Consider the following 24,669-nt stretch of genomic DNA (forward strand, 5'->3'; position numbering starts at 1 on the left):
CCGCGCCAGCCGCGGCGCCCGCCATGCCCATGCGGGTCTTCTCGCCGCGTGAGGAAATCTTCATCGTGCGCCAATCCTGTGGCCCCGACTTCCGGGCGTATTGTGGTGCCGTTCCCCTCGGTGGTGGTCGCGGCATCGCCTGCCTGCGCCGGAACGCTGCGCGCCTGTCGCCCTCCTGCCAGCAGGTCCTGACCTCCGGACGTTAGGTTCCGTGTTTTAAGACGTGGTCAAAAAGCCCAATCGCCAAAGCCCCATCCAACGAGAAAGGGGCTGCGGCGCGATACCAGCCACAACCCCTTGAGCAGCGCCGATCCGGCAGAATGCCGGGTGTCCCAAATCCTTCTAAAGCGTTTTGCGATTTGACGAAATCGCCAAGAATCGCAAAGACGCGTCGAAACAAAGAGTTAGAGTAAAGCAGCGTTTACGCTTAAACGCGCTTTGCTCTAGTAGTAGCGGCAGATACGCACGCCGTTGACCCAGCGGTAGACACAGCGCCTCGCGGGAGCCACATATACCGCCCGGGGCGCAACATAGGCATGAGGATAACGCCGGACCACCGCGCCATTAGGGCCCGCACAGCCGGCGCGATAGACGCCACGAGCGCAAACGAAGGCATCCGCCTTGGTGGGTGCAAACGCCCAGGCGGCAGCGATAAGCCCAAACGCCAAAAGTAAATACTTCATTCCATCCTCCTCCTTAAAGACGACCGTTGATTCCATTGGAATGTCGCCATTCTTTGCACCGTATTACAACCCATTTATAACACAAAGAGCGATATTGGTGCGATAAGAAATTGAATTTCCATATATTTACTGGATTTAAGTTGGCGTTTCCTCGACGATAGATTATTTATGACGATCGATCTAAGCGAAACTTATACCAGAGTTATGATATTTTTATTGTAGAATATCATCGACATGGTATTTGTATTACAAATAATAAGCGGCGGACTGCCTGCATTGAAGTCGCTAACGTCCAATCAGATCGCAGATCAAAGGAATGTCGCGTCTTCGAATTGTCTTTGGGGCAGAAGCAACCTCGGCGACAGTACGACCGAGCCAATCTTCGTGCCGTTAGCATGGCGCGGGAAACGTTACGCAATCTCAGCACCTCCATTCCTGCTTGATCGTGGCGGTGGAAGCCCCTGGATTCGATCCCTGTGGAGCTTTCGGTAGCGCCTTTTCATGCCAAGCTACGACCAGGCCTAGTAAGACTTTATTCAGCATGATTGCACGAACCCGCCCCACCCCGTTCCTGCAAACTGAAGACGCCGGCAGCCGTTTCTGCGGCCGGATGGCGGGCAGACGCCGCCCAATCAAGGGCATGACTGCCGCGTCATCTCCCAGGCGGGAAGGCAACGGTGCGGCTTTCTTCACGCATGACACACGCATTCGTGTGCCGACGGTTACCGAAAGTTCCCGTACAGTTGCTTCATCGACGCCTGTCTGGTTCGGGATGCGGGTGCGGCGATTGGGGGGTCGCAGACAATGACGGGTTGGCCGGGCAAGCCCTGCCTTCCCGAAATGAGAGTGGAGCACAGACTGCCCTATGGACCCCGTTTGCTGCCGGAGACCATGACATGCTGGAAACCAAGATCGGACGACGCGACGCGCTGAGAGGGATCGTCCTGGCCGCCTGGGCCGTGGGACTTGCCACACTCTCCTTCATGGAGGGCATTGCACCCCTGCCGGCGCTCTCCCTCCACGCCGCGAATGTCGTCGAGGCCACGCCGCCCGCGGGACGGAGCGATACGCCTCGCGCCATGGGTCGCGGCGACGGCGGCCTCGTCTATGGCGTGTTCGCGGCTTCAGCGCCGTCCGCCGGCAGGATCGCCACGCTGGATCTCGCGGCGGCCCAGGCCGCCCCCGGCGTGATTGCCGTCTATCCGCGCCATGCTGAAAGGGCCACCTCCGCGAACGGAACGCCCGTCGGCCTGCCGGATCCGGCGGCGTGGCAGAAGGGGCAATATGCCCTCGTCCTCGCCAGGACGCCCGAACAGGCAAGCCACGCCGCCGGGCTCATCGGCGTGACCTATGCGCCACGCCCCGCCGATCCCGGCCTGCACAACGCCGTGGTCCGTGTGCCGACTGCGGGACAGGGCGACACTGCTCCCGACTGCCTCGCCGCCTGGAAGGGCGCGACCGGCGGCCAGCCCTCCAATTCGTAGGGTGCGCCGGCAGCCCTTCAGGACTGACTCGCCGGCAGGCGGTCATAGCCTCTGCTGCGATAGACCAGGGCGGAAACGATCCAGCTTGCGATGAAGATGCCGACGACGGCAAAGCCGAAATTGGCGAGGTTGTCGTTCATGGCTGCGATCGCCGCCCAGATGCCGCCGTCAAGGCCAAGCTTGTCGGCAATCAGGCCGAGCGCCTCGATACCGCCGATGAAGACGGCGACAACCACGGAGGCAGCGGTGATCGTTAGGTTGTACCAGAGCTTGCGCATGGGATTGATGAAGGCCCAGCCATAGGCGCGCGTCATCAGCACGCTGTCGGCCGTGTCCATCAGCGACATGCCGGCGGTGAACAGGGCCGGAAAGACCAGGATAGTCCAGAACGACAGGCCCTGCGCCGCCTGGGCGGCCGAAATGCCGAGAAGGCCGATCTCGGTGGCGGTGTCGAAGCCGAGGCCGAACAGGAAGCCGATCGGATACATATGCCAGGAGCGCGAGACCACGCTGAACAAGGGCCTGAAGATGCGCGCGATCAGGCCGCGGCCGGCCAGCAGCGCATCGAGATCCTCATCGACGATCTTCTCGCCGCGCCGAGCACGCTGGAAGGCGGCCCAGATGCCCTTGAGGATGAGGAGATTGGCGAGGCCGATGGCGAGAAGGAAGAGCGTCGACACGGCGGTGCCGATCACCCCGCCGATGTCGTGGAACGCCTCGAGCCGGCCCTGCATCGCCGTCGCCGTGGCAGCGATGACGACGGAGGCTGCTACCACGATGGTGGAATGGCCGAGGGAGAAGAAGAAGCCCACCGAAAAGGGCGCCTTGCCGTCCTGCATCAGCTTGCGCACGACATTGTCGATGGCGGCGATGTGGTCGGCGTCGAAGGCGTGGCGCAGGCCGAACATATAGGCGAGGAACGCCGTGCCGAGCAGCGCCGGCCGCTCGGCAAAGGCCGTCCAGGCCCAGAGCCAGGCGGCAAGATTGGCGGCCACCAGCAGGACGAAGGTCGTCGCCGCCTTGGTGCGGACGGCGGAGCGCGCATCGTCGAAGGGATTGGGCAGCACGGACGGCCTCCGGTTGGGCGCATGCACTTTTCCATGGAAGTGATCACGCCACCACCGGCAAATGACGTAGGCGCCAGGACAGGTGGCCGCACTCGGGTTAACACTTGCGGAGCCTTATGCGACAAGTCGCCGGGCTTGACATCGGCGCCTTCCTGACCCTGGCATGACAGGCATGAGCTGGATGGACCGCACCGTTCTCCGACGCGCCGTCGCCGCCCTGGTGATGCTGACGCTTTGCCTGGCGGGCATGGCGCGCGGCCTGGCGAACACCACTGACGGTGCTGTGCCTGCGATCGTCATCGGCGGCGTGGCCATCTCGATCTGCCATACCGATGACGGCTCGGGCCGCCAGCCCGGCAAGCCTGTTCATGATTGCTGCGACCTCTGCACCCTGCATGCACCGGTGATCCTGCCGCCCGTCCAGGCGCTGGCGCGTCGGCTTCCCGCCATCCACATCCTGGCGCCCGCCCCGGCCATGGCTCCGGCGCCCGCCCTGCCCCGGCAACACACGCCGCGCCTCGCGCAGGGCCCGCCGGCCATCGGCACCCTTGCCTGAACGCCAGACCTTCCGGATTATTTCACGAGCCTCGCCAGAGCGTTGCACCATGCGCGCGCCTCGGCGCAGGCATGACAGGACATTTCCATGACCAGGACCCTCCTCTCCAGGACCGCCATCGCCGTCCTCCTCGCACTCGGGCTCGCCGGACCGGCCTTCGCTCATGCCCATCTCAAATCGGCAGTGCCCGCCGTCGACGGCACGGTGGCAGCAGCCCCGAGCGAGCTCGATCTCACCTTCAGCGAGGCCATCAACCTGAAGCTCTCCGGCGTCAAGGTCACCGGGCCCGACGGCGGCGCCGTCGCCACCACCGGCGCCATGCTCATGAACGCCGACACCACGCTGATGGTCGCGCTGCCCGCAGGCCTCAAACCCGGCAGCTACAAGGTGGACTGGCACGCCCTCGCCAGGGACGGGCATGCCACCCATGGCAGCTACGGCTTCACCGTGAAGCCCTGAGAGATCATTCCGCCTTCGGGCCGCGGCCTCCCGCAGCGACGGATCAGATCTCCAGAAGGAGCGGCCGGTGGTCCGAGACCTCCGGCTGCGCCACAACATCGAAGCCGAGGACATCGACATTGCCGCTGACGAGCATGTAGTCGGCAAAGCGGCCGGGCTTTGCGTAATGCGAGGTGCGCGTATCGGCAAAGCCGCGCCCGGTGACGAGATCCGACAGCCCGATCCCGGCCAGGATGCCGAAGGTCGCGCTCCCGGGCTCGACGTTGAAGTCTCCGCAGGCGACCACCCGATCGCCGGGTTCGGCGAACCGGCTGCAGAGCCCGGCGAACTGGTGGGCCTGCGCCAGCCGTTCCGGCGTATCCTGCTTGCCGGAAAGATCACGCAGGCCATGCATATGCGCCACGATGACCGTCCGCCCCTTTTCGAAATCATGAACCCGCACGGCATGCGCATTGCGCGAGCGGGGATGCTCGCCATAGCCGTCCGGCGAGAAGTCCTTGTGAACGAAGAGCTGGGCCTGACCGATGATCGGGAGCGAGCGGCGCACGAAAGTCGCCAGCCCCCATTGCGAGGGAACGGCCTCGGCGCCATCCCACAACACGCCCTGCGCCGCCGGGCAGAAGATCGCGGCATGGTCCGGCAGGGCCGCGCAGACATCGCGAAAGAAGTTGGCGCGCTGCGGGAGCTGGTGGTCGCCATCGCGATAGTCGAGCCAGTCCTTGCCCGTGGCAGGGCTGTGCACCACCTCCTGCAGGCAGAGGATGTCGGGGGAGGCCGAGGCGAGATAGGGAACGAGGCGGTCGTGAAGCTTCCCGCCCCAGCCGTTGAGGCACATGATACGCAAGCTGGAACCCTCCCCTGCCGAGCCGAATCGCAACCACGCCGGAGGTCCTGAGTAGCGCATCGACGAGAACTGTGCCGCGGATTGAGCCTCCTACTTGACCTCTTCCTCGCTGCCGCCGGCGTTGTCGCAGGCCGGCAAGCGCCCACCTTTCAGGCGCGTGCCGTATCGACGTCGAAGAATTCGAAGAGGGTCCCGCTTACCGCCACAAATTGCTTTTCGCCAGGTCGATCACCTCGTCTGCCCGCCCGTTCATCACCGCCTTGACCATGTAGAGGGAGAAGCCTTTCGCCATCTCGGCGGTGATCGAGGGCGGCATGGCCAGCTCCGTGCGGTTGACCACCGCGTCCACCACGACCGGCCCGTCATGGGCAAGGGCGGCTGCGATGGCGCTCTCCACCTCGCCCGGATCCTCGATGCGAATGCCGCGGATGCCGATCGCCTCGGCCATGGCCGCGAAATTGGGATTCTCCAGCTCCGTGCCGAAACTGAGGAAGCCGGTGGATTTCTGTTCGAGCTCGATGAAGCCGAGGGCGCCATTGTTGAACACCACCACCTTCACCGGCAGCTTCAGCTGCTTGAGGCTGATGAGATCGCCCATCAGCATGGTGAAGCCGCCATCGCCCGAGAGCGAGACCACCTGGCGGCCCGGCGCGGCGGCCTGGGCGCCGATGGCCTGCGCCATCGCATTGGCCATCGAGCCGTGCCAGAACGAGCCGAGCAGGCGCCGCCGGCCATTCATCGCCAGATAGCGCGCGGCCCACACGGTGGGCAGGCCGACGTCGCAGGTGAATACGGCATCGCCGGCAGCAAGATCCCCGATCGCCTTCGCCACCTGCTGGGGATGAATAAGGCCGCGGCCGGGCTTGCCTTCGGCGAGGCGGTCGAGATCCTTGCGGGCCTGGGCATAGTGCTCCTGGGCCTTGCTGAGGAAGGCTCCGCTCCGGCCCTCCTTCAGCAGCGGCAACAGAGCTGCGATCGTCTGCTTGACGTCGCCCACCACCGGCAGGTCCACCGGCGCGCGACGGCCGATCTGCCCGGCGCTGATGTCGATCTGCGCGATGCGCGTCTTGGAGCCTTTGGGGTAGAATTGCCGGTAGGGGAAATCCGTGCCGAGCATCAGCAGCACGTCGCAATCCAGCATGGCGTAATAGCCGGAGGAGAAGCCGATCAGCCCGGTCATGCCGACATCGTAGGGGTTGTTGCCCTCGACATGCTCCTTGCCGCGCATGGAATGCACCATCGGCGCCTTGAGCCTGTCGCCGAGGGCAAGGAGCTCGGCATGGGCGCCGGCACAGCCCGCCCCGCACATCAGCGTGACGCGTTCGGCCCCGTTCAGCAAAGCGGCGAGCTTTTCGAGCGTGTCGGGCGCCGGCGTCACCACGGGCACGGGAGGCAGCAGCGCCTCGGCCTTCGGCACGGGGGCGGATTCGGCCGGCTGCAGGGCGACGTCGCCGGAGATCACGATCACCGAGACGCCGCGCTTGCCCACCGCCTCGCGTATGGCGATCTCCAGCACGCGCGGCATCTGGCGCGGGCTGGAGACGAGCTCGCAATAATGGCTGCATTCCTGGAAAAGGTTCTCGGGATGCGTCTCCTGGAAATAGCCCGAGCCGATCTCGGCCGAGGGGATATGCGCCGCGATCGCCAGCACCGGCACCCGCGAGCGCTGGCAGTCGAACAGGCCGTTGATGAGGTGCAGATTGCCCGGCCCGCAGCTGCCGGCGCACACGGCGATGGTGCCGGTGAGTTGCGCCTCCGCACCGGCGGCAAAGGCGGCGACCTCCTCATGCCGGACATGCAGCCACTCGATCTTGCCCTGCCGGCGGATGGCATCCGTGAGGCCGTTGAGGCTGTCGCCCACAATGCCGTAGATGCGCTTCACGCCGGCGGCAGCCAGGGTCTCGGCGAATTGTTCGGCAACATTCGTCATGGGATCAGCTCCTTCGCTTCGGGGACGCGAGGGAGGTTAGGACGGCAGGGGGCGAAGAGCCATGCCGTGACGGTGGGGAAGAGTGCTGAAAATGTGGTCGCCTGGGATCGTGGGGATTTCTGGCTGCCCTTGGACGCCCCGACGGCCTGAGAAGATTTTCCGCGGGAAGCGGTGTGGCTGGGACCGCGGACGTCCTCGTCCGCCTCTTCCCTTGTCCTAAAGCGTGTCGTTTCCGAGAGGCGGACGAGGACGTCCGCGGTCCCAGCCACTGCGCCCTCACAAGCACCGCCACGCGCTCGGCGTCGACCTGCCCAACATACTGTTAAGGCTCATAAATCCGACCTCTCTCCCCCGCACTCCCCAGCCCACTCCTCCGCCCCATTCCCCTTTGTTGACGCCCCCTCCCGGCCCTGGCATAAACGTCACATATCCACCGTGGATTGTTGTGCCCGGAGCTTGCCGCTTCGGGCTTTTTGATTCCGGGGCCGGCGCTTTGCCAGCCCTCTACATCGGCCCATCGCACTCCTGTCACCCGCCCGGCCCTGCCGCGGCGGGTCTTGCTTTTTGGGCTCCGGCTCACACCGGCACGGTCTGGATCAGCGGCTCTTCGCCTTTCCGGCAAGGGCGTCTCCTGCGCGTCCCGCGCTTTTCCCTCCCCAGTTCCAGGACGTTTCCATGGCTCTCGGTTTCGACTACAGGCCTGCCGCCGTGCAGTTGCCCATCGTGAAATATCATGCCCGCGAGGCGCAGTTCCTGCGCATCGACCGCTCGGCGCGCAGCGTCAGCGCCACCGACATCACCGACAATTTCGCCGCCGTGTTCGACATGGAGGCGATCGAGGTCGGCTGGATGGCCTTCGCCCACGGCACGCCGCCGGACATGCGCCTCTTCCCGCTCGGACAGGACTGGCCGGAAGCGCCGGGCCCGCAGTTCAAGCGCGGCGTGCGCCTCGTGCTGCAGCTCTCCGAACGCCATGGCGGGGATCCTGCATGCGGGAGCGCTGCGCGACTGGGGCAGTTGGCTGCCCTGGGCCTGGCCGCATGACGGGCTGCAGCACGACAAGGGCTCGGGCGAGCAGCTCGCCGAACAATATCGCCGCCAGGGCCTGCGGATGCTGGAGGAGCGCGCCCAGTTCGAGGACGGCACGAACGGCGTCGAAGCCGGGCTGATGCTGATGCTGGACCGCATGCAGACGGGCCGGCTGAAGGTGTTCCGCACGCTCGTCGAATGGGTCGAGGAGTTCCGCCTCTATCACCGCAAGGACGGCAAGGTGGTGAAGGAACGCGACGATCTGATGAGCGCCACCCGCTACGGCCTGATGATGCTGCGCCATGCGGCGATCGCGCCGGACGCCATGGCGAAGTTCGCACCGGAAGTGCCGTACGACCCGTTCGAATATTGAACGCAGATTCCCCTCTCGTGAGTTGAGAGAGGGGGCCAGGGGTTATCCGTGCCTCATTCTCGATTGTAATGCCTCAACCCAAAGGAGAAATGCCATGACCTATCTCGACCGTGAACTCACCCGTATCCGCAATGCCATGCCCGAGGCTTCGCCCCAGCGCCGCCGCGAGCTCTATGTCGCGCTGCAGGCGCTCTCCTGGGCGAGCGATCCCACTTATTTCCGCTCGCCCTACGATGTCATCCTCAACCCCTGCCCGGGTCCGGGCTGCGGTCCTTCCCGGCCCGATCCGCGGGTATGCGAGTGCCATGCCGGCGGCCTGTGATAGGCCCTCATGCGCTGGCTCTCCCTCTCCCGCCATTTCGGCAGCCAGGCGCGCAGCAAGGAGGCGGAGCTTCGCCTTGCGCTCGCCTATGACAATCTCTTCGCCAGCAGACACGCCGATGCGCAGCTCGTGCTGGCTGATCTCGCCGATTTCACCGGCTTCTACCGCGTGAACGGCCCTGGAATTCCACCCGATGACCGTGCGTTTTCGGATGGCATGCGCGCCGCTTTCGGGCGGCTTTTTCGTTTCCTCAACCTGACTGACGAGGAGAAGGCCGCGCTGGTGGAAGCCGCGCGCGCCGAGACCCTCGTCAGCGCCAATGAAGGCATCATCTGATGACAGATCAGGCAATAGCCGGGGCCGAAGGGGCTAATACCTCGGCGGGAACCCCGGTGGGAGCCAGCGCCGGCGCCGCCGCCAACGGGTCACAGGCGGCCCCGTCGTCCGACATCTTTGCTGGCCTGCAGAATGCAGAAAGCCGGCAATGGGTCGAAAGCAAGGGCTACAAGGCCCTCGATCCCCTGGTCGAATCCGCCCGCCATGCGGACCGGCTGCAATCGGAAATCGCGGATCTCAGGTCCCGGGCGCTCACCCCGCCCGGGGCCAATGCCACGGCCGAGGAGTGGGAGGCCTTTCATGCCCGCCTCGGCCGACCCGACAGGGCCGAGGGCTATGAGTTCCGCATGCCGGAAGGCCTGCCGGAAACCATGCCCTATGACGGGCAGGCCGCCACCGCCTACAAGGGCTGGGCCCATCGCTACGGGCTCACCCCGCGCCAGGCGCAGGGCATGCATGACGAATTCGTGCGCCACCAGGCCGGCCAATATGCGGCCGCAAGCCAGGCTCTCGCACAGCGTTCGCAAGCGGCCCATGACGCGCTCACCCGCGTTTGGGGCGACCGGGGCTCGGCCGGCTATAGCGAGAACCTGCAACATGCCGACCGCTTCATCCGCTCCAATGGCGGCGACGCCCTGATGGCGGAGCTGAAGGCGAGCGGCCTCGTCGCCCAGAGCGGCGCCGTGCTCTCGCCCGTCCTCGCCCAGGCGATGGCGAGGGCGGGGCGCGCCCTCTACGCCGAGGCCGAGTTCGTCTCCGGCGGCCACGCCAACCCGGCCAAGGACCCCGCCCGGACCCTCTACCCGAACGACCCCTTCGCTTCGCGGGGGTAACTTCTCTCCACAAGGAAAGACCCAATGGCCACCATTGGCAACAACTACCCGACGCTGGTGGATGTCACCAAGCGCCTCGACCCGAACGGCAAGCCGGCGATCGTCGCCGAGCTGCTCTCCCAGCTCAACGAACCCCTGCTCGACATTCCCTGGATCGAAGGGAATCTCCCCACCGGCCACAAGACCACGGTGCGCACCGGCATCCCGGCGGCGACCTGGCGCCTGCTCAATTACGGCGCCATCCCCGGCAAGAGCACCACGGCACAGATCACCGATGTCTGCGGCATGCTGGAAACCTATTCGGTGATCGACAAGGACCTGGCCGATCTCAACGGCAACACCGCCGCCTTCCGCCTGACCGAGGACACCGCCTTCATCGAGGGCATGAACCAGCAGTTCACTCAGGCTTTGTTCTACGCCTCCGCCGCAGCCAATCCCGAACGCATCACCGGCCTCTCCCCGCGCTATTCCTCGCTCTCGGCGGGCAATGCCACCAACATCATCGACGCCGGCGGCACGGGCTCGAACAACACCTCGATCTGGCTGGTGGTCTGGGGCCCCAACACCATCCACGGCATCTATCCCAAGGGCTCGACGGCGGGCCTCACGCATCAGGACGTCACCACGCCGGCCCCGATCTCCGACGGCAATGGCGGCCTCTACCAGGCCTACCAGACCAAATATCAGTGGAAATGCGGCCTCACCCTGCGTGACTGGCGCTATGCCGTGCGCATCGCCAATATCGACACCACGGCCAATGCCGGCGGCCTGCAGTCCTCGACGCCGCCCAACCTCTACCGCTTCATGGTCCGGGCGATGAACAAGATCCCCTCCATGAAGATGGGCAAGGCCGCCTTCTACGTGAACCGCGCCGTGAAGACCTGGGCCGACATCCAGGCCATGGAAAAGCCGACCCTCGCCTTCCAGACCATCAACGACGCCCAGGGCCAGCCTTTCCTGAGCTTCCGGGGCATTCCCGTGCGACTGACGGACCAGCTGCTGAACACGGAACTGCGCGTGGTCTAAGCCGCTCGAACCCCACACCCGTTGGGCGAGACGCTCCCTCGCACGGCAAGTCTCGCCCTCGAAGTCCCCTCTCCCCGCTCTTGCGGGGAGAGGGTGCAGGTGAGGGGCTGCGCAACATCAACGGCGAGAGCAGCTTAATATTTGATATTATTAAAGTTTTTCTTGAATCAATATCAAAATCGAAAGTCTGAGCTGCCCCTCACCTCTATCCTCTCCCCGCAAGAGCGGGGAGAGGGGGCGCGACCGCCGCGTCTCATTCTCGGCTCATGTGTCTCGCCCAACCGTTCTTTCTCTTTCCCCCTTTGGAGACCCCCGGTCATGATCCTCGACCGTCAACTGCTCCTGTCCAACGCCCAGGCGTTGACCACGGGCACTGTCTTTTCCACCAACACGATCGACCTCGCCAGCGCCCGCGACATCGGCATCGGCGACAATCTCGAACTCTTCATCCGCGTCATCGCCCCACTCACGGGCGGCACCTCGGTGCAGTTTGCCTATGTCACCTCGGCCAATGCGGATCTCTCCTCGCCGAGCATCATCGTGCAGACCCCGCCGGTACCGGCCGCCAGCCTGGTCGCCGGTTCCGAATGGCTGCGCGTGCAGGTGCCGGCCCTGTCCGACACCACCAGCCGCCAGCGCTATATCGGCGTCCAATACACCATCAACGGCACCTTCACCGTCGGCACGGTGACGGCCGGCCTGACGCTCGACCGGGAAGGCCTCGCCGTCTACCCCTCCGGCCTCAACACCGCGGGCTTCTGACATGGCCCGTTACCGCGTGACCGAACTCTCCTATATCGACGAGCGGCTGCTGGAACCGGGCCAGGAGGTCGAGTTCACCGGCGTGCCCGGCCCCAATCTCACGCTGGTCGAGGACAATGACAAGACGAGGGCGGCCGCCAACGCCACGGTGAAGGCCGCCCTCGCCACCGAAGCCAAGACCCTCAAGGCCACCCGCCTCGACGCCGACGGCAAGCCCACCGACCAGCCGGTCGACGGCAGCGAGAGCCTGGAGAGCCTGCAACTCGCCATCGCGGCGGTAAAGGCGCGGCAGACGGGCTAGACTGCAGGGCGGGGCGCCGCCGGAGATGGCGCCTCGCCCTCCACATCCCGATCTATCCGAGCCAAAAGTTGACAGCTCTGGTGGTTGGCCACATATAAATCTCAAGCCTGCCTTTCAAAGATGCTGGCTCAGGCAAACGGCCTAGGCGAACCGGCCAATGAGTGCTCCGAAGATCTCCCATTTCAAGTTCGAGGATCTCGTCCGCGAGAAGCAAGAAGCACGCGAGCGGGACGAGGCGCGCCTGCGCAGCGGCGAGATCAGCGTGCACGACCTGCAGCGCCGCAATGGCCTGTTCTCGGCTTTCGACCCCGCCAGGATGAAGATTTCGAGGCGCAGGATCCGCGTCAAGATCGGGTGAATGAAAGCGATCGTCCCCTCGGTGTCGACGAGGTCATCCCGCTGGCCGGGCATCTGGCGCATGACGACGACACTTTCATCGTCGGCGGCCAGGCGACGAACCTTTGGGCCTGGTTCTACCGCGATCGCGATCGGCACCTGAAGGACGCCGAACCCTTCACCAGCCAGGATGTCGACTATTACGGTCTTCCGCAAGTCGCCCGGCGCTTTGTAGCCAGAGCCGGAGGCGATCTGTTCCTGCCCCAGGCTGGGGATATGAACTCCCCAAACTCGGCCGTGGTTCGGCTGGAATTGCATGGCCGCCGCATTACCGTCGATTTTCTTCACACCATCCTTGGCGTGAGCCGGGAAGAATTGGAAACCGGCGTCTCGGGCATTACGGTCATGGCAGATACCACGGCCGGGCCGACAAGCCTGGAGCTCAAGGTCATGCATCCTGTCCCGTGCATGATCAGCCGGGCCGCCAATATGCTCCACCGTGCAACCCGGCGACGCGATGCCACCGCTTTCAAGCAACTATCAGCCTCCTTGATTGTGGCGCGCCTCTATATCGAGGACGCTCTGGCGGATGGAGATATCAAGGAAGCGCAGGAATGCCTCAGCCAAATTCTTGTCTATCTCGGCAAGAATCCGCTCGGCCGGCGCGTGCATGAGGAACTGGGCTGCGATCCTCTCGAAATCGTCGAGGCCTTCCACGATGACGTCCGGCTCGATCCGCGTTATCGCGAACTGACACTCGCCCGCGGCATTGAGCGCCTGAAAGCCAAACGCCAGAGTCGTGCCGCCGAGCGTCAGCGCCGCTCAGCCCGAACGCAGGTCGAGCGCTGACGAACGACGGGTGGGGTGCGCCGCGTGAGGCGAGGCCCTTGCCCTGACAGCATGGCACCCCTCTGCCGTCCTATCCCCTTCCCGGCTCAGCGCAGACGAGTTCATGCGCAACCTCCCCGATTGGTGCGGAGGGAGCCCCGCCTTTTTCTGAAAGTCCCCCATGTCCTCTCCCCTCGACATCACCCAGGTCAGCAATCTGGCGCTCGATCTTCTCGACGAGGCGCCGCTGACCTCCTTCGATACGGACACCGGCCATGTCGCGCGCTGGTTCCGACGCAATTTCTGGCCGGTGGCCTGGAGCCTGATGCGCAAGCATCCCTGGAACTTCGCCCTCGCCCGCGCCAACCTGGCCGCCGACGCCGCTGTTCCGGTGTTCGGTGCGCAATATGCCTATCCCATCCCGCCCGATTGCCTGCGCGTGCTGCCGCTTTCCGCCGACGGCCGCGAGGATGGTCGCGAGGTCTGGTACAAGGCCGAGGGCCAACAGATCCTCACCAACGAGCCGCCGCCGCGGCCGGTGCGCTATATCCGGCGCATCGACACGCCAGGCCTGTTCGACGCCCAATTCGTCGACGTGCTCGCCGCCACGCTGGCGCAGAAGGCGGCGCATTTCATCACGGGCAAGCAATCCTATGCGCAGGCCCTGGGCCAGATGGCCGCCGGGTTGCTGGCCGAGGCGCAGATGATCGATGCGCTCGAAGGCGCACCCGACGGTCCGATCGATGATTTCTGGCTGGATGCGAGGCGCGCCTGATGGCTGTTTACACGATCCAGGCCACTTTCGGCCGCGGCGAACTCACGCCCAAGCTGCACAGCCGGGCCGATCTCGATTTGTGGAAGATGGGCCTCAAGACCTGCCTCAACTTCACCGTGCTGCGCCAGGGCGGTGCGGCAAGGCGGCCGGGCACGCAATATATCGATGCCGTGCGCAACCAGGACAGGCCGGCGCGGCTGATCCCCTTCATCTACAATTCCGGCCCCAACGCCCAGACCTATGTGCTGGTGCTCAACGACGGTGTCTTCCGCGCCTATGCCCTGGGCGGCCGCGTGGCCGGCGTGGAGGTGGCGCACCCCTATGCCGATGCCGATCTCTTCCAGATCGACTACGACCAGACCAACGATGTGCTGGACCTGGCGCACAAGAACTATGCGCCGCGCCGCATTGCACGCCAGAGCGATACGTCTTGGTCGATCAACACGGTTCAATTCCGCTTCGGGCCCCACCTGCCCGTGAACGTCACTGCCACTTCGCTCACTCCGAGCGCGACCGGCAATGCTATCCCGCAGATGACGGGCAACACCGCGCCGAGCGGCACGGCGGCCGCCTCGTCCGTCAATACCTATCCGGCCTGGGGCGCCTTCGACAGGGATGGCACCACAACCTGGACAGCCGCCAGCAAGGCCACGGAGTGGCTGTCCTACACCTTCCCGATCGCCAAGGTCATCACCGGCTATTCCGTGCAGTGCGGCACCGGCGCGATCGGTGGCGATCTCTACACCAACCGCGCGCCCAGGACCTGGACGTTCGAAGGCTTTGACGGAACCAATTGGATCGTGCTCGACAGCCAGTTCGGACAGACGAGCTGGAGCGACAACGAAATCCGCTTCTTCCGCTTCATCAATCCCACAGCCTATATCGGCTATCGGATCAACGTCTCTTCAAACAATGGCGGCGCCTATATCGCCATTGCGGAGATGGCCTTCACCGAGGACACGAACACGGCGCCCGCCGTGACGCTGACGGCCTCGTCGACCGTGGGCATCAATGGGGGCGCTGGCTTCTCGTCCAGTGATGTCGGCCGCATCATCGCCGTTCTAGGCTCCAACGCGGTCTATCGCGCCTTTGCCATCACGGCGGTCGTTTCGTCGACGGTCGTGCAGGCCAAACTCGACGACGCGCCGCTTCCAACCGTGCAGAGCACGTTGCAATGGCGTCTCGGCGCCTGGGGCGCGACACCCGGCTGGCCCGCCCATGTCTGCACCTTCGAGGGGCGCAAGATCTATGCCCGCACCAATGCCCAGCCCAGCGGCATCTGGGGCACGAAGAGCGGCGGATACGGCACGATGCTGGACTTCTCGACCACAGTGCCGGTGCAGGACGACGACGCCATCTCCTTCACGCTCACCGACGTCAACGAGATCCAGTGGATCGCCGAGGGATCGGACCTGCTCATCGGCACCGCCGGCGCCGCCCGCACCATGGGGCGCGACTCGCCGAACCTGCCCTTCTCGGCCAACAATTACCGCCAGTCGCTCGCTTCCACCTACGCTTCCAATCCGGTCAAGGTCGCCGCCCTTCCTGACGTCGCCCAGGTGGTGATGACCAGCCGGGCGGCCGCCGAGGCGCAGCCCTCCCCCAAGGTGGTGGCGCCGTGAGCATGAAAGGAGCGTGCCGATGAGCCGCAACCGGGACATCGAATGGCTGCTGGCGACGCTCCTCCTCGCCCTCGGCCTCACCATCGTGCTGCTGCCGCACGCTTTCCTCGCACCCTTCTTTGCCGGCTATTCCGGCCAGGGCATCCCGGAGGATCCGCTCGGCACCGGCATGGCCTGTGTCGGCATGCTGTGGACGGCAGGGCTGAAGGTGAATGGCAGCTGGCCGGGCGGCACACCCTGGATACGCCTCGCCTGCGCCATCCTCGGTTCGGGCGTGTGGGGTTACCTGTTTGCCGGCATCGCCTTGTCGGGCGCTACGGCGAGCCTATCGCTTTACGGCGTGATCATCGCCTTCTCGCTGCTCGCCTGCGCCCGCTGCGGGGCGGATGCGGCGAAATCGCTGATGACGCGACGCAAGCTGGCCGGCAGGAAGGAGGCGGCGCGCCATGTGGTGGGATAGCCAGGTCCTCTGGGCAGGCGCGGCAGGCCTGATCACCGCCACGCTGAGCGGCCTCGGCGCCTTGATTTATGGCCGCCGCCAAAACCGCCCCGCCATCGCCCATGCCAATCTGCCGGGCGCGGTGGAGGACCTTGGCGACAAGGTGGAGGCCCTCTCCGACGCCTTCGCCCAGCATGTGAAGGACGTAAACAAGGACATCCCCCGCATCAGCGAGGAAATCATCACCCGCCTCGCCGACCTCGACGACAAGGCGGCGGCCAACGCCCGCGCCCTCTCCGAGCTGAAAGGCATGCTCAACGCCATGATGATGGCACGGGCGCGGTGAGCGGGAGAAACAGAGTACCCCTCCGGCCTGCGGGCCGGAGGGGTCTTTTTTGCGTTGCAAGAAGAAGCTGCTTGGTCAAATCAAGAGCCGGATCGCCCTTTGCCTCGACGCTAGATGCGCGCCCACCACCACCAGGGCGGCGCCCAACGCGGTGAGCGGGAGGATGGGTTCGCCCCAGGCGATGAAGCCGATCAAGGCGGCAAAGACAATGGCCATGTAGCTCCAGCTGTTCACCCTGTCGCCGGGCGCCAAAGCGAAGGCCCGGGCGTAGAAATATTGGCCGGCGATGGTGAAGGCGGCTGTGAGGGCGATGGGCAGAATCTGGTCTGCGCCCGGCACCTGCCAGGTCCAGGGCAGCGGCAGGGCCGAGAGCACCAGGGCGAAGAGCGAGAAATAGAACATCTGGCGCTGTGCCGGCTCGCTCGTCGACAGCGACCAGATGACGAGCGTGGCCGCCGCGCCACCGAGGGCTGCCAGCACGGCCGCGGTCTCGCCGAAGGAGAGGCTGAGACCGGTGGGCCGCACGATCAGCACCACGCCGGCAAAGCCGATCAGCACGCCCAGCCAGACCCGTCGCTCGGCAAGGCGGCGAAGTGCGAGCAGGACCAGCACCGGCACGAAGACCGGGCCGAGCGATTGCAGCACCACGGCATTGGCGAAGGGAATATGGGCGATCGCGTAGAAATAGGTGAGCAGCGCGGCATAGGTGAAGACCGCGCGCAACAGATGCAGGCCGAGCCTCCTCGTGCCAAGGCCGCCGGCCGGACGTCGCAACGCCACCCAGGCCGCCATGATGAGGAAACAGCACAGATTGGTCCAGAACACGAGCGCGAAGGCATCGAGCCCCTGGGACGCAAAGCGTGCCGCGCTGGCACCTAAAGCGAAGAGCAACGCTGCCAGCACCATGCAGAGCACACCGGCCAGCGTGCCCCGCCCAGCACGAGAACGGGCGGTCTTATCGCCAGTAGAGCCTCCGCGCCGCAGGGGTGCCTGGCACCAACGCCGGCCCCAGGGGTCGTCCTGAAATTCGATGCTGGACATGCTGCCGCCTTGCGCTCGCGCAACGGTCGAGGACCGATGGGAAGCAACATAGACCTCCCCTGCTGACAGCCTTCTGTCAGCAGTGTCGAGGCTTCTCCCCTAGCCGACCTCAACCAGCACGGTGCCGGCGTCCACCCGGGCGGCATAGGCCCTGAGGTCCTTGCAAGCCGGCAGGCGCTTGGCTGCGCCGGTACGATAGTCGAACGCGCCGTTGTGCTTGGGACATTCGATCTCGTAGTCCATCACCAGGCCGTCGGCGAGATGGACGGCCTCATGCGTGCACAATCCGTCGGTGCAGAACACCTCGTCCACCGGCGAGCGATAGATCGCATAACTGCGTCCGCCATGGTCGAAGCGGATGGCACCCTCCTGTTCGATATCGTCGAGCTTACAGGCCTCGATCCAGTTGCCCATCCTCTCCTCCTTATTTTGCCGCTGCGGCTGCATTGGCGCGCGCCCGGCGCTTCTCATAACGGGCCTGCATGCGGGCCTCGCCCTCGGCGGTGCCGTCGTGCCAGGTGCCGAGCCATTGATCGAGCGGCACGAGGCCGTCGCCGTAATTCACCTCGAAATATTTGTGGTGCAGGTAGTGGGTGTAGGCGTGGCTATCGAGACCAGCCTCCTCGCCCATCTCGATCTTGTCGAAGCCGATATGGCCGACCACCGCGCCGAACCCGGCATAGTTGAGCTGGTAGAGCGCAATCAGCGGATGGGAGGGGATGATGAAATGATAGAGCGCCACGCTGAAATAGAGGAACTGCTCGACCGGGTGCATCGACAGCGACGACCAGGGCGAGGGGTTCACTGAATTGTGGTGAACCGAATGGATCCATTTGTAGAGCGGACCCCAATGGATGAGGCGATGGATCATGAAGAAATGCGCCTCATGCAGGATGGGCACCAGGAGCGCGACCGCCAGGAGGTAGAACGGATGGTCGGCGAGCGCTAGCCAGGGTCCATAGCCATGGGCGGAGGCGTAGAGGAAGAGCACCTCGATGGCGGTCCAGATCGGCAGGCCGGTGCCGAAGGTGCGCAGGATGTTGTCGAGGTTCTGACGCCCGAACAGGAAGGCCGGGCTCTTGTGCTCGGCCGGGAATTTGCCGTTATATTTGAAACGGTTGCCCTGGGCGCGCAGGATATAGAGGCGCAGCTCGAAGGCCCCATAGAACAGGAAGACGGCGACGGCGTTCACTGCCAGCAATCGCAGCACCCAGCCCCATTCCAGCGTCTGCAGCACGGCCTCATCGGGAATGACGAAGCGCCAGTAGAGCACGGCAGAAAGAGCAAACAGCAGGTTCCAGGGCAGGAAATAATGCGGCAGCCATTTCAGGAAGGCAGCCGGCTTCGGCGGCAAAGTGAAGACTGGGGCGATCTCGAGGCGGGCATTGGGGGCCCAGTCGCCCCGCTTGTTGCGCTTTCCAAACTGCAGATCGTCCATGGCGGCCTCCTTCAGGGCGCTTGGCTGAGCGTGAGGAAACGCTCGAAATCGGCCTCGCCCATCGCGACCTGGTGGCCGGCCTCGGGATAGGCGCCGCTGGCGACGTCGGCGGCGAAGGCGCGGAAGGCCTCCACGCGCCTTTCCTGCAAAGCCGCTTCCAGGGCCATGAAATCGGCATAGCGTTTGGCGTGGCGCGGATAATGGCCGGCATGCGTGCCGAGCACGTCGGACGAGAACAGATATTGCGTGTCGCAGGCCGAGCCGCAGCCCATGCCCATGGTGATCATCGGCGTGTTGCGGGTGATGTGGTCGGCCAGCTCAACAGGCACCACCTCCACCTCGATGGCGGCAGCGCCGGCGTTCTCCAGCGCCTTCACGGCGCGCATCACCGCAACCGCCTCCTCCGGCTTGCGGCCGACGGCGCGGAAATTGGTCCAGGTCGCGCGGTTCGGCACCAGCCCGACATGGCCGGTGACCGGAATGCCCTCTCGCGCCATCGCCTCGATGAAACGCGGGGAATGCGAGCAATAGACGGCGTCGGCGCCGCGCTCCAGCATGCGAAAGCCGAGGCGGATGGCCTCCTCCCGTGAAGCGACGGCGCCATGCGGCATGCCGACTGAGAGAAAAGCCATGGGTGCGGCCTTGCGGATGAACTCGAGATGGTGGTCCGGCTCGCAGGACAGGATCTCGATGCCGGCTTCGACGGCCGCCGCTGCCTCGGCAGCGTTGTCGACATGGAGCTGCAGCCATTTGCGCTGCCCCTTGCGGCTCGCGAGATCGTAGACACTCGTCCTGCGGCTCATGACCCGTTGCTCCCTCTATCCGACAAGGGTTAGGCGAGAGCGTGCTCGGGAGCCACGGCATTCTTGATCAGATTTGATCAGATATTCTCGGCGGTGATGGTGGTGAAGCGGATCGGCGGATTGGCAACCGGGGTAGTGAGAATGCCGAGCCGCGACAAAGCCAGATCGACGGCCCGGCGCGCCTGTTCCTCCGGCGCCTGGTCGAGCACGATCGACATCACGCCCTCGCGCAAGGCGGCGGCGCTGCGCTCGGTGAGTTCATGGCCGACGAAGAAGATGCCGCGGCCACGTCCCGGCCCGCGCAGAACCGCCGCGAGAGAGGCATTGGCGCCGCCTGCATTGTAGAGCCCGACGAGATCCGGCCAGCGGGCCAGGGCGTCGCCCAGCGCCTCGCTGGCCGCCAGCGCGTCGTCGTGGTGGAACAGCACCGCATCGAAGCGGAAATCCGCGCGTCCCTGCCGGGCGAGACCTTCGGAAAAGCCGCGAATGCGCTCGCGGTGCACCTGGTAGATACCGCTGTGGCAGAGTGCGACCACCCTCCCGCCGTGCGGCTGCATGCGGGCGAGCAGGAGCGCGGCGGTGCGGCCGGCTGCCAGATTGTCGATGCCGACATAATCGGCCCTCACGGGCGCCCGGCTGACCGCCTGCACGACGGGGATACCGGCATCGGTGATCTGCGTCAGCGCCGCACGGATAGCGCCATGATCCGGGATGGCGCAGATCAGCGCGGAGCGTCGCGCCGGTGGGCGGGCTATGCGCGACGCTATGGCCTCGGGCCGCGCCTCGTCCAGGAAGGTGCGGTGCAGGGTGATGCTGGGGTCGAGCGTGGCGGCGATGCGCTCGAAGGCCTGTGACAGGCGGGAGAAGAAGGTCGTCTCCGGCCGCACCAGCATGACCTCGATGCGGATCAGCCCGCGATGAACCTCAGGCATCTCGCGCGGATAGCCAAGCGCCCGGGCCGCCAGAATCACCTTCTCGACGGTCTGCGGCCGCACACCACCCCGCCCGTTCAGCACCCGCTCGACGGTGGCGGTGCCAACGCCGGCCTTGTCGGCAATATGCTTGAACGTGGTCCTGGCGATGGCAGGCTCCAGCAGTTTGATGTGATTTGATCAAACCTATAGTGCAGGACAAGGCACCAGCCAAGCACTGGGACGTGTCAATAAAGCCCGGGAAAGAGCCGCCAGGTGCGGGCGCGATAGGCTTGGTATTGCGTGCCGAAGCGTTCGCCGAGCAGCGCCTCCTCCGAATGGATGCGCGCGATCAGCGGTGGCACCATGCAGGCCGCGAGCAGGATGCCGACGCCGGAGCGGAAGGCCAGCGCCCAGCCCAGCGTGGAGACGAGGAGGCCGAGATAGCTGGGGTTGCGCACCACGCCATAGAGCCCGTCCGTCACGAGTTCATGGTCCGGCTGGATCGCCACCAGGCCGCTGAAGCGCTCACCCAGCGTGAAGACCGGCGCGATGCGGAGCGCCCCGCCCAGCGCGAAGAGGAGCACACCGAGCCAGCGCACGCCTTCGCCGCCGAAGGTGAGAAAGCCGAGCCGGTCCGTCAGCGCCGGCACATAGCCAAGCAGCAGGCCCACCACGCCGAACACGGCCAGCACCCAGCGATTGCCGCGGTCCTCCCGCTCGCCGGAACTCAGATTGCCCTTGGTGAACAGCGCGGCGATACCGAGGGCGATCGTCACCAGCGCGAGAGCGATCAAGGCGGGATGGGCGGTATAGCTCCGCCAGCCGCCTTCCCCCAGCACGGCCAGCGCCAGATAGGCGGCCACCGCGACGACGGTAGCCGCTGCCATCTTGAAGTTCACAGCCATCAACACCTCCCTGAGAGAAGGGAATCGATGCCGCCATCCTCGGCGGCAAAGGCGAATTTTTTGCGACCGGCCCGGCGACAGAGCAGATCAAACAGCGAGCGGCGAAAGACACCCGTTAAAGCGTTTTGCGATTTGACGGACTCGGCAAGAATCGCAAAGACGCGTCGAAACAAAGAGTTAGAGCAAAGAAGCGTTCACGCTTGAACGCGCTTTGCTCTAGGGCTTCTGCCTCGACTGCCTTGACCCAAGGGGATGCTGTGGTAACGTCCTGCCATGACCAGCGCCGCCTCAACCTGCACCATGCTTGTCGTGGAACTTCCACGAGGGTGCGGGAGCATGGCGCCGCGGTAACGCGCTGATCATACCCAAACCCTGCCGAGGTGAGCAGGGTTCGCACCGAAACTGCTCTTCTCGCATCCCGTGGAGAGCATCATGAGCGAAGCCACCCGATCCCCGATCCTATCGCTTCCCGAAGGCGGCCTGTCCGAGCTCCTCATCCGGACAACGCGGGTCGACGACACCGACGCTGTCACGGCGCTCGTCAACCTGCCTGGCTATCGTTTCGGGACCCTGCGCCTGCCCTTCCAGAGCGTCCAGGGCACGCGCAAATGGCTGGAACAGCAGGGGGATGACGGCCTCAGCCTGGTCGCCGTGCTGGACGGGGCGATCGTCGGCAATCTCGGCTTGTTCCGCGACAAGGGACGCCGCCGGCACGCCGCGCATTTCGGCATGGGCGTGCATGACCAGCATGTCGGCAAGGGCATAGGCACGGCCCTTCTCGCCGCCCTCATCGATGCCGCCGACAATTGGCTGGCGATCCGGCGGCTGGAGCTGACGGTCTATACCGACAACGCCGCGGCCATCCATCTCTACGAGAAGTCCGGCTTCGTGCGAGAGGGCATTCTCCGGGACTACGCCTTCCGGGCCGGCACTTACGTCGACGCCTTCACCATGGCGCGGTTGCACCAGTAGCCAATGACCGGATGCGGAGTGGCGGTCTCCACCACTCCAACTCACCCTTCCTGCGGCGCCGCCTGGTAGTCCTCCTCGCTCACCTTTTCCAGCCAGTCGACGACCTTGCCATCAAGCGCCTCGGCGATGGCGATATGGGTCATGGCCGTGGTCGGCGCGGCGCCGTGCCAATGCCTCTCGCCGGGCTCGAACCAGACGATGTCGCCGGCCCGGATCTCCTGCACCGGCCCGCCCTCGCGCTGGGTCCGCCCGCAGCCGGCGGTGACGATCAGCGTTTGGCCGAGCGGATGGGTGTGCCATGCCGTGCGCGCGCCCGGCTCGAAGGTGACGATCGCCCCACCCACCCGAGCCGGCTCGCTGGCCTTGAACGGCATGTCGAGACGCACCGTGCCGGTGAAATAATCAACCGGCCCCTTGGCCGAAGGCTGGGAACCGTTCCTGGTGATCTTCATGGCCATTCTCCTCGACTGCGCGGGCGCCCGGTGGGCCACCATTCGGCGCCAGTCTAGAGACATCAAGTGCCGACGATAAGATGGGAAGAGTGTCCCGCCTCGCCGCAGACGGACAGCGATCCGGGCCTGGCTGCAATCCGATTGACGCAAATATAACGCCCTGCTCACGACCCCTCCCTATAAGAGCAAAACGCTTTAGCTTGGGATGCCCTCGATGCGTTCGCGCAGCTTGACGCACTGGCCAACAACCGCGCCCCAACGTTTCCGGAGTTTCTCCAACAGTGGGTCGCCAAAAGCATGGCACTGCTGCTCGGTATCGAAGCGTGGCAAGGGCTCGGGAATGACAGCGTGCCCGCTGAACATCGTGATCAGCACGAAGACGTACATGCGAGGTCCTCCAACGAGTGGCACCGGTCCAATTGGTCTCGCCCCGTCTAAAGCTCGATAAAACTGGCGGCACACAGCCGCGATCGCCGGGCTATTGCCATTGCTGCGGCGGAATCCGGCGATGGGCTTGAGGCGGGTGGACCTGTCAACGGCAATCGCGATAGATAGCGCCTCAGCGCACCCGATGACGAACCCAACTGAGACGGCGCCCCCATGCCCTGATCGGCGGGATCGGGCTGGACAAACAAACCCGCCGAACTTGTTGATCGCGCTTCGTCGCCTTCTTGCGCTTTACTTTGTTGGCTCGGGTTCGTCCTTTACCGTCGGCCAATTCTTGTCGGCTCGACCGATATTTTCGAGCTCATTCTTTCGCCACTCCGTCGTCCAGTATTTCGTATGATTTACATACAGTTTGCCGTTGACGATCGTGAAAGCCTCGGGATCGACCGTATCCTTGTGGCCGTTCTCGTAGGCAACGCCCATCGCGCAATGGCCATCATATTGGGCCGCATATTTCTCCGGATTTGCGGTGAAGAGATCGAGATCCTCCTTGCTGGCAAACTGCCAGCGCGCGTCGTGCCAGACGGTCTGATATTCAAGCCTGCCTGGCACTGCCTTTCCAGCGGTAAAGTAGGCAACAGAGTCATAGCCGCCTATTGCCAGTCTTGGCATCCCGCTCATCTCCGGTGCTGTGTCAGCCAAAGCGGGGATGGTGAACATGGCCAGTGTCAACGCAGCCAACGTTTTCGCGATCGTACGCATTTTCTGCTCCCTATGAAACGTCCTGATGGATCTCTGCGACACGTCCTCGGGCCTGCAAGCTAGGTGTTCATGGTGATCTCCGTTCTGAGGAAAAGCCCGTCCGTCCGGCGAGACGGCAGCCGCCGGCTCCGCACCGTGTTTCATGATGATGTCGAATAATGCCTACCGGTCCTGGCGCCGGGAGCGCTCCTTCGGCCGAACGTCAGAATTCGCGGTCGACCGGTTCAGAACCGTCAGCCGGCGGTCGTCGGATCAATGATCGTCGAGATTTCGGTTATGACGTTTGCCGGAAACCCGCTGAGCTCGGCATGCTTACGAATGGCTGCTTCGTCTTCCGCCAAGTAGATGCAGAACGTCTTGTTATCGGCGACGTAGGAGTGATCCCACTGGACACGCGGAGCGAGCTGCAACAGGGCGTTGTTCGAAGTTCTCGAGGCGTCCCTGAGTTGCTCTTTCTCGAATGTTCCCACCGCCGGGATATCGCGCTCGATAAGATAGCGTTTCATGTTCCGGTGTCCTTTTCTTGAGCGCAGTCGCTTTGGACTGACGTCTTGTGCGCTCTTACCAAGCACGCCGACCGCTCACGACGCGTAGGTCAAAGCGTGATAAAATCGTAATTCCGTTGGTAACCAGCCAGAGGGAAG

Annotated in this window: 31 protein-coding genes and 2 pseudogenes; 19 read left to right on the forward strand and 14 right to left on the reverse strand. The window is 64.7% G+C overall.

All coding sequences use genetic code 11. The annotated features are described in order from the left end of the window. Window positions 1–206 (forward strand): annotated as a pseudogene (locus tag QQL24_RS04900) (hypothetical protein); the annotation flags it as partial. Between the two features lie 237 nt (window positions 207–443). On the opposite strand, the gene QQL24_RS04905 reads toward QQL24_RS04900, so the two are convergent. Then, window positions 444–683, reverse strand: a complete 240-nt coding sequence (locus QQL24_RS04905; RefSeq protein ID WP_284310787.1) for a hypothetical protein — start codon at window positions 681–683, stop codon at window positions 444–446. 896 nt (window positions 684–1,579) lie between these two features. Here QQL24_RS04905 and QQL24_RS04910 point away from each other — a divergent pair. Continuing rightward, on the forward strand, window positions 1,580–2,167 hold the full coding sequence (locus QQL24_RS04910; RefSeq protein ID WP_284310788.1) for a hypothetical protein: 588 nt from the start codon (window positions 1,580–1,582) through the stop codon (window positions 2,165–2,167). 17 nt (window positions 2,168–2,184) lie between these two features. On the opposite strand, the gene QQL24_RS04915 is transcribed toward QQL24_RS04910, so the two are convergent. Further along, complete coding sequence (locus tag QQL24_RS04915; protein ID WP_284310789.1) at window positions 2,185–3,234, reverse strand: HoxN/HupN/NixA family nickel/cobalt transporter; 1,050 nt, start codon at window positions 3,232–3,234, stop codon at window positions 2,185–2,187. Between the two features lie 181 nt (window positions 3,235–3,415). Between QQL24_RS04915 and QQL24_RS04920 the strand changes: the two genes are divergently transcribed. Continuing rightward, window positions 3,416–3,790 (forward strand): hypothetical protein, encoded by a 375-nt coding sequence (locus QQL24_RS04920; RefSeq protein WP_284310790.1) that lies wholly within the window; start codon window positions 3,416–3,418, stop codon window positions 3,788–3,790. Between the two features lie 87 nt (window positions 3,791–3,877). After that, window positions 3,878–4,249 (forward strand): copper homeostasis periplasmic binding protein CopC, encoded by a 372-nt coding sequence (gene copC, locus QQL24_RS04925; RefSeq protein ID WP_284310791.1) that lies wholly within the window; start codon window positions 3,878–3,880, stop codon window positions 4,247–4,249. Between the two features lie 43 nt (window positions 4,250–4,292). Here copC and QQL24_RS04930 read toward each other — a convergent pair whose 3' ends face one another. Beyond that, window positions 4,293–5,093 (reverse strand): endonuclease/exonuclease/phosphatase family protein, encoded by an 801-nt coding sequence (locus QQL24_RS04930; protein ID WP_284310792.1) that lies wholly within the window; start codon window positions 5,091–5,093, stop codon window positions 4,293–4,295. Window positions 5,094–5,289: 196 nt separating this feature from the next. Beyond that, entirely contained in the window at window positions 5,290–7,023 is a 1,734-nt protein-coding gene (gene poxB, locus QQL24_RS04935; RefSeq protein WP_284310793.1) for a ubiquinone-dependent pyruvate dehydrogenase, read from the reverse strand. Between the two features lie 675 nt (window positions 7,024–7,698). Between poxB and QQL24_RS04940 the strand changes: the two genes are divergently transcribed. The 14 genes and pseudogenes from QQL24_RS04940 to QQL24_RS05005 all read left to right on the forward strand — a co-directional run bounded on the left by QQL24_RS04940 (window position 7,699) and on the right by QQL24_RS05005 (window position 16,351). Beyond that, the gene (locus QQL24_RS04940; RefSeq protein ID WP_284310794.1) at window positions 7,699–8,067 is read left to right on the forward strand and encodes a hypothetical protein; all 369 of its coding nucleotides are present in this window, start codon (window positions 7,699–7,701) and stop codon (window positions 8,065–8,067) included. Then, window positions 8,006–8,425 (forward strand): annotated as a pseudogene (locus QQL24_RS04945) (phage terminase large subunit family protein); the annotation flags it as partial. The gene QQL24_RS04940 and the pseudogene QQL24_RS04945, both read left to right, overlap by 62 nt. Window positions 8,426–8,519: 94 nt before the next feature. Next, entirely contained in the window at window positions 8,520–8,747 is a 228-nt protein-coding gene (locus QQL24_RS04950) for a hypothetical protein (RefSeq protein WP_284310795.1), read from the forward strand. A gap of 9 nt (window positions 8,748–8,756) precedes the next feature. Beyond that, complete coding sequence (locus QQL24_RS04955) at window positions 8,757–9,083, forward strand: Bbp19 family protein (protein ID WP_284310796.1); 327 nt, start codon at window positions 8,757–8,759, stop codon at window positions 9,081–9,083. Beyond that, window positions 9,083–9,916, forward strand: a complete 834-nt coding sequence (locus tag QQL24_RS04960) for a hypothetical protein (RefSeq protein ID WP_284310797.1) — start codon at window positions 9,083–9,085, stop codon at window positions 9,914–9,916. The genes QQL24_RS04955 and QQL24_RS04960 overlap by 1 nt, the downstream gene beginning before the upstream one ends. Window positions 9,917–9,940: 24 nt before the next feature. Further along, complete coding sequence (locus tag QQL24_RS04965; protein ID WP_284310798.1) at window positions 9,941–10,942, forward strand: major capsid protein; 1,002 nt, start codon at window positions 9,941–9,943, stop codon at window positions 10,940–10,942. A gap of 318 nt (window positions 10,943–11,260) precedes the next feature. Next, entirely contained in the window at window positions 11,261–11,704 is a 444-nt protein-coding gene (locus QQL24_RS04970; protein WP_284310799.1) for a Bbp16 family capsid cement protein, read from the forward strand. A 1-nt stretch (window position 11,705) separates the two neighbouring features. Further along, window positions 11,706–12,005, forward strand: coding sequence for a hypothetical protein (locus tag QQL24_RS04975; protein ID WP_284310800.1), 300 nt, complete (start codon window positions 11,706–11,708; stop codon window positions 12,003–12,005). A gap of 157 nt (window positions 12,006–12,162) precedes the next feature. Next, the gene (locus tag QQL24_RS04980; RefSeq protein WP_284310801.1) at window positions 12,163–12,363 is read left to right on the forward strand and encodes a hypothetical protein; all 201 of its coding nucleotides are present in this window, start codon (window positions 12,163–12,165) and stop codon (window positions 12,361–12,363) included. After that, window positions 12,360–13,190: a hypothetical protein gene (locus tag QQL24_RS04985; RefSeq protein ID WP_284310802.1), complete on the forward strand. Its 831-nt coding sequence runs from the start codon at window positions 12,360–12,362 to the stop codon at window positions 13,188–13,190. The genes QQL24_RS04980 and QQL24_RS04985 overlap by 4 nt, the downstream gene beginning before the upstream one ends. A gap of 160 nt (window positions 13,191–13,350) precedes the next feature. Next, complete coding sequence (locus QQL24_RS04990; protein ID WP_284310803.1) at window positions 13,351–13,944, forward strand: phage connector family protein; 594 nt, start codon at window positions 13,351–13,353, stop codon at window positions 13,942–13,944. Continuing rightward, window positions 13,944–15,566, forward strand: coding sequence for a phage tail protein (locus QQL24_RS04995; RefSeq protein ID WP_284310804.1), 1,623 nt, complete (start codon window positions 13,944–13,946; stop codon window positions 15,564–15,566). The genes QQL24_RS04990 and QQL24_RS04995 overlap by 1 nt, the downstream gene beginning before the upstream one ends. A 19-nt stretch (window positions 15,567–15,585) precedes the next feature. Then, window positions 15,586–16,026 carry a hypothetical protein gene (locus tag QQL24_RS05000; protein ID WP_284310805.1) on the forward strand — a complete coding sequence of 147 codons (441 nt, stop codon included), beginning with the start codon at window positions 15,586–15,588 and terminating at the stop codon, window positions 16,024–16,026. After that, a complete protein-coding gene (locus QQL24_RS05005) occupies window positions 16,013–16,351 on the forward strand; it encodes a restriction endonuclease subunit S domain-containing protein (RefSeq protein WP_284310806.1) in 339 nt (112 codons plus the stop codon). Before QQL24_RS05000 ends, QQL24_RS05005 begins: the two co-directional genes overlap by 14 nt. Window positions 16,352–16,426: 75 nt before the next feature. Here the strand turns inward: QQL24_RS05005 and QQL24_RS05010 are convergent, their stop codons facing one another. The 6 genes from QQL24_RS05010 to QQL24_RS05035 form a co-directional block, all read right to left on the reverse strand. Then, window positions 16,427–17,392, reverse strand: coding sequence for a DMT family transporter (locus QQL24_RS05010; RefSeq protein WP_284310807.1), 966 nt, complete (start codon window positions 17,390–17,392; stop codon window positions 16,427–16,429). A 99-nt stretch (window positions 17,393–17,491) separates the two neighbouring features. Beyond that, a complete protein-coding gene (locus tag QQL24_RS05015) occupies window positions 17,492–17,806 on the reverse strand; it encodes a MocE family 2Fe-2S type ferredoxin (protein WP_284310808.1) in 315 nt (104 codons plus the stop codon). 10 nt (window positions 17,807–17,816) lie between these two features. Further along, window positions 17,817–18,830: a sterol desaturase family protein gene (locus QQL24_RS05020; protein ID WP_284310809.1), complete on the reverse strand. Its 1,014-nt coding sequence runs from the start codon at window positions 18,828–18,830 to the stop codon at window positions 17,817–17,819. Between the two features lie 11 nt (window positions 18,831–18,841). Beyond that, complete coding sequence (locus QQL24_RS05025; protein ID WP_284310810.1) at window positions 18,842–19,633, reverse strand: 3-methyl-2-oxobutanoate hydroxymethyltransferase; 792 nt, start codon at window positions 19,631–19,633, stop codon at window positions 18,842–18,844. Between the two features lie 77 nt (window positions 19,634–19,710). Then, window positions 19,711–20,715 (reverse strand): LacI family DNA-binding transcriptional regulator, encoded by a 1,005-nt coding sequence (locus QQL24_RS05030; RefSeq protein WP_284310856.1) that lies wholly within the window; start codon window positions 20,713–20,715, stop codon window positions 19,711–19,713. Between the two features lie 77 nt (window positions 20,716–20,792). Then, window positions 20,793–21,452, reverse strand: a complete 660-nt coding sequence (locus QQL24_RS05035) for a methyltransferase family protein (RefSeq protein WP_284310811.1) — start codon at window positions 21,450–21,452, stop codon at window positions 20,793–20,795. A 432-nt stretch (window positions 21,453–21,884) separates the two neighbouring features. On the opposite strand from QQL24_RS05035, the gene QQL24_RS05040 reads away from it, so the two are divergent. Beyond that, window positions 21,885–22,424 carry a GNAT family N-acetyltransferase gene (locus QQL24_RS05040; protein ID WP_284310812.1) on the forward strand — a complete coding sequence of 180 codons (540 nt, stop codon included), beginning with the start codon at window positions 21,885–21,887 and terminating at the stop codon, window positions 22,422–22,424. 41 nt (window positions 22,425–22,465) lie between these two features. Here QQL24_RS05040 and QQL24_RS05045 read toward each other — a convergent pair whose 3' ends face one another. The 4 genes from QQL24_RS05045 to QQL24_RS05060 all read right to left on the reverse strand — a co-directional run bounded on the left by QQL24_RS05045 (window position 22,466) and on the right by QQL24_RS05060 (window position 24,531). Then, window positions 22,466–22,876, reverse strand: coding sequence for a (R)-mandelonitrile lyase (locus QQL24_RS05045; protein ID WP_284310813.1), 411 nt, complete (start codon window positions 22,874–22,876; stop codon window positions 22,466–22,468). A gap of 195 nt (window positions 22,877–23,071) precedes the next feature. After that, the gene (locus QQL24_RS05050; protein ID WP_284310814.1) at window positions 23,072–23,263 is read right to left on the reverse strand and encodes a hypothetical protein; all 192 of its coding nucleotides are present in this window, start codon (window positions 23,261–23,263) and stop codon (window positions 23,072–23,074) included. A 291-nt stretch (window positions 23,264–23,554) separates the two neighbouring features. After that, the gene (locus QQL24_RS05055; RefSeq protein ID WP_284310815.1) at window positions 23,555–24,025 is read right to left on the reverse strand and encodes a YHS domain-containing (seleno)protein; all 471 of its coding nucleotides are present in this window, start codon (window positions 24,023–24,025) and stop codon (window positions 23,555–23,557) included. A 233-nt stretch (window positions 24,026–24,258) separates the two neighbouring features. Next, window positions 24,259–24,531: a DUF4242 domain-containing protein gene (locus QQL24_RS05060; RefSeq protein WP_284310816.1), complete on the reverse strand. Its 273-nt coding sequence runs from the start codon at window positions 24,529–24,531 to the stop codon at window positions 24,259–24,261. Window positions 24,532–24,669 lie beyond the last annotated feature (138 nt).

Origin of the sequence: Labrys miyagiensis, assembly GCF_030160835.1 — a bacterium.
GTDB lineage: Bacteria > Pseudomonadota > Alphaproteobacteria > Rhizobiales > Labraceae > Labrys > Labrys miyagiensis.